Raw genomic sequence first — 8,171 nt, 5'->3', positions numbered from 1 at the left:
GGGGGAGAACTCCTCCCTACGCATAAATGACGAGGGTTTCCGTTCTCCCCCTTACCAACCCTAATTTCTGATGATTGGAAAAACAACGGCGAGTTCTTGCCGTTAAAAAATATTAAAACATAAACTAGGAGCATCCCACCCAATTGCGATCGCCGATATTCATCCAATGGCCAAGATTAACCAAAGCGATCGCCTATTTATAGCTAAGCTCTCCGGAATCTACTTTTCTTTCACCCTGATGATTTAACGCTGCCCCCTCGCAGCACTCCACTGTCTGTGCCTTTCTTTCTCAGTGCAACTTAACTTGCTAACTGCTTATCGGTAGAAATGCGAAATGTGTCATTTTTACCACAGAGTAAGCCATATTCACTCTGCCATCGCGCCAAAGCTATAGAAATATTTAAAGCGCGACCCAATTCCCTAACTTCTGGGTGGGTTAAGATGGTAGACGTCTCGAGCAAAATACTCTCAGAATTGTTTGCCTCTAGGTTGAATGGGACTCCAGAAGCAACCGGGCAAACTATCAACAGAAAGCGGCTATACCCGCACCGCTTTCTCCCCACTGGTTTGGGGTAAAGATTGTTCGCGGGATGTGGTAAATATGAACGGAAAACAGCGATTCTCAAAACTGAAGGCATCAGGAACGCGCCTATTCTTTGCAGGCGTGGCTGCTGCCGCATCTGTAGTAACTATTGCAGCAACAGAGCCGGCTGAGGCTCAATCTCCAGTCTCTCCAGTGCTGCCACCGCCTCCAGTGATTCCAATCACGCCGGCGGTTCCGATTGGTACGCCAGTGGCACCACCACCGACGCCAACACCAACTCCGACGCCGACACCGACGCCGACACCGACGCCAACTCCGACGCCGACACCGACGCCGCCGACGCCAACTCCGACGCCGCCGACGCCAACCCCGACGCCGCCGACGCCAACCCCGACGCCGCCGACGCCAACTCCGACGCCGCCGACGCCAACTCCGACGCCGCCGACGCCAACCCCGACGCCGCCAACCCCGACGCCGCCGACGCCGCCAACTCCGACGCCGCCAACCCCGACGCCGCCGACGCCGCCGACGCCGCCAACTCCAGGGATACCACCGGGCGTCAGTCCAGAAGTCTTTAACTTCTTGCAAGGGCTTTCCAACCAGTTAGGGGTGCCCGTGGGGCAATTACTGAACTCGCCTCTGGTGCAAGCGGCTCTGGCGAGACCTAACACTCTCGGGATTTTGAATGCCGCCAATACTGCCTTTGGCAGAGCGGGAATTCCCCTGGCGGATGGTTACAACAGCATCAATTTTGCAGCTCTGGTCTCGCGAGCGCCGAACAATGCTGACGCGGTAGAGGTCTTTAACCTCCTCAAAGCTGAAGTCGCCAACTTCGTGTTGCGCTATGAAGGAGCGATCGGCGATCTGTTGCTGCGTTCTACGGTGGAATCAGCTCAGTTTGGTCGCTATGGTAGCGTCCTGTTTGTGGAATACCTGGTGTACCGCAACGATACGGGCATTCGCTTCCGCAGTTTCGACCAACAGTTCCGGGATTTGAACGAACTGTTATTACTTCAGGAAAATCGGTTCATTGATGATGTGCTGCCGTAATCCACGTCAGGTAACGGGTAGAACGGTTTCTCTAGATTGAGATTCGTTTTATCCGTGCGGCGCGCAGAACCGCTCTAGTTAATTCGCGAGCGACGATTAAACGCCTACACCTTTGAAGGTGTAGGCGTTTAGCCTTTGAGGGATAAAGGTAGGAATGACAGCTATATTGAAAAAAGCCCCGCACCCTAGAAGGGTAGGGCGTCGATCCGAAACATTGCCCGCCGACGCGGGCTATTTTTTGAGTGGCAATTTTCGGAACAAGAGATTAGCGATTGGCGAGAACTGGGGAGGCGCTCAGTTCTGGATCTTGGAACAGGGGGGTGCTGAGGTAGCGCTCGCCAAAACTGGGTTGAACCATCACGATCAGACGGCCTTCATTTTCTGGGCGCTGGGCGACACGAATGGCGGCACAGAGGGCGGCACCGGAGGAAATGCCGGAGAGGAGTCCTTCTTCGCGCGCGAGGCGACGACCGTAGGCGATCGCTTCCTCATCGCTGACTGCAATCACCTCATCGATGAAGTCCACGTTAAGCACTTCGGGAATAAACCCGGCACCGATACCCTGAATTTTGTGGGGGCCGGGTTTTCCGCCGGATAACACCGGACTGTTGGTCGGTTCTACGGCGATCGCTTTAAATGAAGGCTTCTTTTGCTTGAGCACTTCGGCAACCCCGGTCAGAGTCCCCCCAGTACCAATTCCGGCAATTAAAAAATCAACTTCACCATCGGTATCTGCCCAAATCTCTTCTCCGGTGGTCTCTCGATGAACCTGCGGATTCGCCGGATTGCGAAACTGCTGCAACATATAAGCGTTTGGGGTACTGTCCACGATTTCCTGTGCCCGACGAATGGCTCCACTCATGCCCTCAAATCCCGGCGTCAATTCCAACTGCGCTCCATAAGCGCGCAACATGGAACGGCGTTCCGTACTCATGGTATCTGGCATGGTCAAAATTAATTGATACCCCTTCGCAGCAGCAGCCATTGCTAGGGCAATCCCGGTATTCCCGGAGGTAGGTTCCACCAACACGGTTTCACCGGGGGTAATCTGCCCTTGACTTTCCGCCACATTAATCATATTGACGCCAATTCGGTCTTTGACCGAGGCGGCGGGGTTCATGCTTTCGAGCTTGACCACAATTCGAGCCACACAGCCTTCCGCTTGTGGAATGCGGTTGAGTTGAACTAACGGGGTTCGACCAACTAACTCGGTGATGTTATGAGCAATACGCATAGGATTTGTGGGTTGTTTGTTCTCTAGTGTTCAACGTTAATGCCGATTGGGGTAGCTTGGAGCGCAAACCCACCTGGCCTAAATGTAGTACATGATATCGAGCTGCTGCTTGGCATTGCGCTGTTCGCAAAGGTCTTGGATGCTGTAGTTTTGCAATACCGCATGAGATGCGGCGACTGCTTCTTGCCACATCTCTCGAACTACTGCACTTTCTACGGTTTTGGAGGTGGCATCCTCTTCCGAGGCGGCACCCTCCAAGCCTTCAATGCAACTTACAACTTCGAGTAAGGTAATTTTCCAGGGTTCGCGAGCGAGAAGATAGCCCCCTTTTGCGCCGCGTTGACTGCGAACCAGTCCCCCGCGCCGTAAGGAAGCCAAGAGTTGCTCTAAATAGCGATCGGGTATATTTTGCTGAGCCGCTATTTGCCGAATTTGCAGCGGTTCGCCTGTCTGATATTGGTCTGCTAACTCCAGCAGAGCGAGCAGAGCGTATTCACTTTTACATGAAAGTTCCACAGTTCTCAATTCTTCGTTATAAGCTTTTTTTATAGAAAGGGGGGAAATAAAGTAGTTCAAGACCGCGATCGCCTCAGTAGGTCCCATCGCAGGAAGCCCCCCGGCCCTCATTTTCCATGCGATCGCGATTGAATTAAGGCAATTGCAAATTAAAACATTTCCCCACAGATTTGGGGCAACCGCCCTGACGGAACGGTTTATTTCCAGGCATTCCCGACCGCGACATCTAGCGATCGCCTAATTCATTTTATTATACCCCGGTTTTCCTCTGGAGTTTGCTGGGTTAAGAGAGCCAACAAAAAAAGCCCTCGGGGAAGGGCTTACTATCACTCACGCGATATTTAATTTTACATTCAGTTGAACTTTAGCCGAACTCCTGAAACCAGAGTCCCCCTCTCGCGATCGCAGCAGATGAGGCAGGGGTGCCCCCACAAGAGAGGGGAACTTGTTTCTAGAACCGGAACGTGGTTCTGAGGGTACCGATCACCACATCATCGTTGAGGTCGTTGTGATCCGGAGCTGTCAACCAGATAAAGCCCGGGGTAATGGCAATGTTTTCGGTGAGCTGATACTCGTAAAACCCTTCAATGTGGATGGAAGTACTGGGGTCTTCCAACGCCCCACCGAAGTCGTCCTCAGTCACTCTCGGTTCCATGCCAACGATTAAGCCGGCTTGGCTTCCCGGAGGTCCGGCTTGCACGCCCAGGGTAACGGCCCAGTTCCAGATGGACAGATCGCCTTTCAGCCCTTCGTCGAGGATGCGAGCATTGGTGAAGCCCACCCAACCGCCGAGGGAGAAGGCCCCGGTCACGTAGCCGAGTTGAGCGCCGTAAGCGTTGCTGATGGTGGTTAAACCATCCGGCGGATCCACAGATTCCACCGGGGTGGCGAATTGGCTACCGGTCTGCATGTCCGTGCGGTAGGCATTCACGTAGGTCAGACCCAGTTGTAAGCCTTCAACTGGCTTGAACACCACTTGCGCCAGGGCACCGTAGGGGCCATCGAACAAACCATTGCGCTCGGTAGGTTCGCCTGCATTTTCCGCCAAGTAGCCGAGGCTGACTTCCGCAGGACCTGCATCGAATGACAAGCCGAGTCCGGCTCCCCGAACCAGGTTGTAAATGGGGGCGCGGGTGCCAAAACGCGACAGGGCACCGCTTCCACCATCTCCATCTAAGGGGTTGATGGTGCTGGCAAAGTCATCTGCCGCACCGGCGTTGGCCATAAATACCACATCGGCGGCACCAATTTGTCTGGCATAGAGTAAAGTGTCTAAGTTGACGCTGGTATCTCCATTGTCATAAGGACCCACCCCGAACCACAGATCCCCTTCTGGCGTGAAAGTGTTGGTACCGGAGAAGGCATCGAGATTATTCACTTGGAGTCGAGTTCTGAGCAGATCTTCCCCGGTGAAGCTGGTGTCGAAATTCAGGCGAGTCCGGGTGCCAAATTGCACGCCACTGTCGGTATCGCCGCCGAGGCTATTGCCTCCTTCAGAAAGGGCGAGAGCGAAGATGGATTCGCCCCGCAGTTTGGTGGTGGTGGAGAATTGATTGGCTTCGAGTTCGGCAACGCGCACTTCTAGGGCGTCCACGCGACCGCGCAGGGTCGCCAGTTCGGCGGAGAACTCTTCGACTAATCTTTCCAGGGCGGTTAAATCGCCGATATCGATGTTCTCGATTGCGGCGGCAATCAGTTCGTTGATTCGTTCCAAACAAGCGTTTAAACCGGCGGCAAATTCGTAGCGGGTGAGCGCTCGGTTGCCGCGAAAGGTACCATCGGGATATCCAGCAATACAACGGTAACGTTCTACCAGGGATTGAAGTGCTTGGAAGGCCCAGTCAGTGGGTTGAACGTCCCTCAACTGAGACACTGAAGTGACGGGTTGAGCGATAACGTTGCTGCCAGTTCCTTCCTGGCTGTACTGGTTCAGCTTTTCTAAGACATTGGAGTTGTCTGTTTGCGCCACAGAGGGGGTCACGTCACGTGCTTGCGCGATCGCCTCTGCGAGTTCTGGAAAGGGCGCTTCCTCCGCGATCGCTGAATTCGCGGGATTTGCCTCTTGGCTCGGTAGGGGTGCAGCCGCATGAGCTGCAGCGGTTCCCACTAAAACCGCCCCTAAAACTGCTGGACTGACCAACAGAGAATTCCACAATACTTTAGTCATTTTTCCCTCTTGTCCTCACACCTTTTATCTAAACAATTTGACCAATCTCTCCTGCCCGGTTTTCCCCGGCGGAGATGAAAGCCCAAAGAAGGAAATTGAGAGCTATTATACAGCTCTTTCCCAGGCAACGGGTGTAGCCTCCACTTCGCCACTGAACCGACAGGTATTGAAAGCCACTGACTCTTCTTCAGTCCCCCATTTACATGTTCGAGTACGCTACCGTTTCAGTTTGCCGCGAGTGGAATACTCCGATGATGTGCCGATCGCGTTTTTTCCGAAGCGTTGACCCCTCCAATCTGGAGGCTCATGCACTCAGCTTGTCGGCTGGGCGACTCGCTTCTTCGTCTCTTCGTCTCCCCTCGGGGGACTTTAGGGGAAGTTGCCCGTTGAGCCACGTTCGACAATCTTGGGACTCATTATAGAGTCATTCACTCCCTCGCCGATTGCTTCTGTTATAGATTAACAGATTTACTTAGATTGCAACCTTCTGCGAAATCGTTTCTGCTCTATTGTGTCCTCGGCGATCGCCACTGCTGTGAAATAACTCATCCACTCTGAGAGGATGAATGGTTTTATTGGACACAGAGGCGACTCTGGCTCCTGGTTTTCTCCTGGGTTCGGCAAGCTACACTGTCCCGCGATTCTATTCTACTGGATGTACTGCCCGGGAATGACTCGGTGCCCGGGTTTCTTGTTCCCTCCGCCCTATTTTTACGGAGTTGAGCGATCGCATCCGTGGAAAATGGAATCTCGATCGCGGCTTCCCTCTGGCACTCGGCCATTCCCTGGCGTTTCCCCTGAATCCTCCCTCCCCTAGGCAGCACCCTTTTTTTTCTAAGCTGTTTCTAACTCCACTTCTTTTTCTAAACTATGCCCCAATACCGAAAACACTTGCCGATGTTCGAATAAATCCAGAAATTCTGAGTTAATTTTGTTTTGCCCCGCTTCTTGGCGCAGGATCGCGATCGCTGCTTCTACGGGCAATCCGCGCTTGTAGGGGCGATCGCCTGCGGTAAGGGCGTCATAAATATCGGCAATGGTCATAATCTGAGCTTGAATCGGAATTTCCGCCTGGCTTAACCCTCTGGGGTATCCGCTTCCGTCTAGCTTTTCGTGATGCCCGTAGGCAATGGTGGGCACCTCTTTGAGATCCCCCGTCCAAGGGATCCGCTTCAGAAATTCGTAAGTATGAGTGACGTGATATTCGATTGACAAACGCTCTTCTGGCGTTAGGTTGCCTTTGGTGACGAGTAGCTGAGCCATTTCCTCTGGGGTAATCAAGGGCTTTAGCTGACCGTCTACATCCTTATAAGTGTATTGAGACAATTCCCGCAAGCGCGCTAGCGGCTCTTCGGCTAAAATCCTTGGCTCGTTTGCCTCCAATAACAAATTCCAATGCTTATCCAAATGCTCGATACTTTTTTCTAGCTGCTTGTCCCGCTCTTGTAGCGCCTGACAGTGGGGGCAGCTTGTTTCTGTTTCCTGATGTCGATGAGCTGGATGTTCGATTAAATACCTGTACTTATTTTGAGCGCATTCCATTTCCAGGGTGCGCTTGGCTAAGGCGAAGCGGTGTCGGATCACCTCAAGCTGACCCGGATAGAGCTTTTTTTGTTTGATTAAAATTGCTTCTGGAACCCCTACTTTGCCAAAATCATGCAACAACGCGGCGTATCGAATTTCTTGAATTTGGCGATCGCTGAAGTGGATCTCTCGCAAGGATCCGGAGGTCACGTTTTTCGCTTCTTGCGAAAGGCGAACGGTTAGTTCTGCTACTCGTTCCGAGTGACCATAGGTACAAGGATCCCGCGCTTCAATCACCTGCACCGACGCTTTCACAAACCCTTCAAACAGGTTTTCAATACTTTCTTGTAGCTGATTTCTTTCAATGGAGATCGCCGCTTGTGAAGCCAAACTTCGCACCACTCGTTCTTCCCATTCTGAATAGGGCTGGGTGACTTCTAGAGCATTGTCTGCGGATACCGTCAGTTCTGGTTCGATCTTCCGATTGATCAACTGTACGACCCCGATGGTTTCCCCTTCTCGGTTTTGCATGGGCAGTACCATGACAGAGCGGGTATAGTATGAAATATCTCGGTCAAAACTCTGTTCGAGCTGATAGGGGACGTTGGGCGGCAGATTGTAGGCATCGGGTATGTTGAGGCTTTCCCCCGTCAGCGCCACATAACCGGACAAGCTTTGACGGGTCAAGGGTATGGCAAATTCCCGGAAGGACACGTTCGGGCGAGAGGCATTTTGCGCTACCTTAAATAACAATTTGGGTACCTCGTCCCTGCGGTCTACCAGATAGACGCTGCCCGCATCGCTACAGGTAATTTCTCGACTTTTTGTCAAAATCAAGGTTAACAACTCCCCGAGATCGTAGGTGCTCGAAAGGGCCGCACCAATATCTAGGAGTTGCTCGACTAATTCCGCTCTCGTGTCATATTCCTGATTTAGGTCTGGATTATTCAAGACCCTGATGGGGGTATGTTTCACTGTCCGATCCGATCGCTCTTCACAGCTATACATGAATTGACTCAGCGACTCATGCTACGCATTAATTGTCGTGGCGAGTCGTTGTTTTCATCGAAAATTAGGGGTTGGTAAGGGGGGCGAATGGAAACCCCTGTCATTTATGTATGGGGAGGAATTCGCCC

General features: G+C 52.7%; 6 protein-coding genes. 1 reads left to right on the top strand and 5 read right to left on the bottom strand.

Translation table 11 applies throughout. The features are described 5' to 3' along the window. Nucleotides 1-299 precede the first annotated feature (299 nt). Nucleotides 300-461: a hypothetical protein gene (locus AC0QH1_RS17970; protein ID WP_324632626.1), complete on the bottom strand. Its 162-nt coding sequence runs from the start codon at nt 459-461 to the stop codon at nt 300-302. Between the two features lie 32 nt (nt 462-493). Here AC0QH1_RS17970 and AC0QH1_RS17965 point away from each other — a divergent pair, with 32 nt between their 5' ends. Next, nucleotides 494-1,594 carry a hypothetical protein gene (locus AC0QH1_RS17965; protein ID WP_324632625.1) on the top strand — a complete coding sequence of 367 codons (1,101 nt, stop codon included), beginning with the start codon at nt 494-496 and terminating at the stop codon, nt 1,592-1,594. Nucleotides 1,595-1,859: 265 nt separating this feature from the next. On the opposite strand, the gene cysK is transcribed toward AC0QH1_RS17965, so the two are convergent. The 4 genes from cysK to AC0QH1_RS17945 all read right to left on the bottom strand — a co-directional run bounded on the left by cysK (nt 1,860) and on the right by AC0QH1_RS17945 (nt 8,043). Beyond that, entirely contained in the window at nt 1,860-2,828 is a 969-nt protein-coding gene (gene cysK / locus AC0QH1_RS17960; protein WP_324632624.1) for a cysteine synthase A, read from the bottom strand. Between the two features lie 78 nt (nt 2,829-2,906). Further along, complete coding sequence (locus AC0QH1_RS17955) at nt 2,907-3,344, bottom strand: RrF2 family transcriptional regulator (RefSeq protein ID WP_324632628.1); 438 nt, start codon at nt 3,342-3,344, stop codon at nt 2,907-2,909. 451 nt (nt 3,345-3,795) lie between these two features. Then, nucleotides 3,796-5,511, bottom strand: coding sequence for an iron uptake porin (locus AC0QH1_RS17950; RefSeq protein WP_324632623.1), 1,716 nt, complete (start codon nt 5,509-5,511; stop codon nt 3,796-3,798). 834 nt (nt 5,512-6,345) lie between these two features. Next, nucleotides 6,346-8,043, bottom strand: a complete 1,698-nt coding sequence (locus AC0QH1_RS17945; protein ID WP_324632622.1) for an HD domain-containing phosphohydrolase — start codon at nt 8,041-8,043, stop codon at nt 6,346-6,348. Nucleotides 8,044-8,171: the final 128 nt, after the last annotated feature.

Source organism: Phormidium sp. CCY1219, from assembly GCF_055795085.1.
The sequence above is the reverse complement of the archived record's forward strand: the minus strand, read 5'-3'. Positions and strand labels throughout refer to the sequence as shown.

Coding starts and splice junctions, on each gene's coding strand:
- cysK (WP_324632624.1), bottom strand. CDS start 2,828: ATGCGTATTGCTCATAACATCACCGAGTTAGTTGGTCGAACCCCGTTA.
- AC0QH1_RS17945 (WP_324632622.1), bottom strand. CDS start 8,043: ATGTATAGCTGTGAAGAGCGATCGGATCGGACAGTGAAACATACCCCC.
- AC0QH1_RS17950 (WP_324632623.1), bottom strand. CDS start 5,511: ATGACTAAAGTATTGTGGAATTCTCTGTTGGTCAGTCCAGCAGTTTTA.
- AC0QH1_RS17965 (WP_324632625.1), top strand. CDS start 494: ATGGGACTCCAGAAGCAACCGGGCAAACTATCAACAGAAAGCGGCTAT.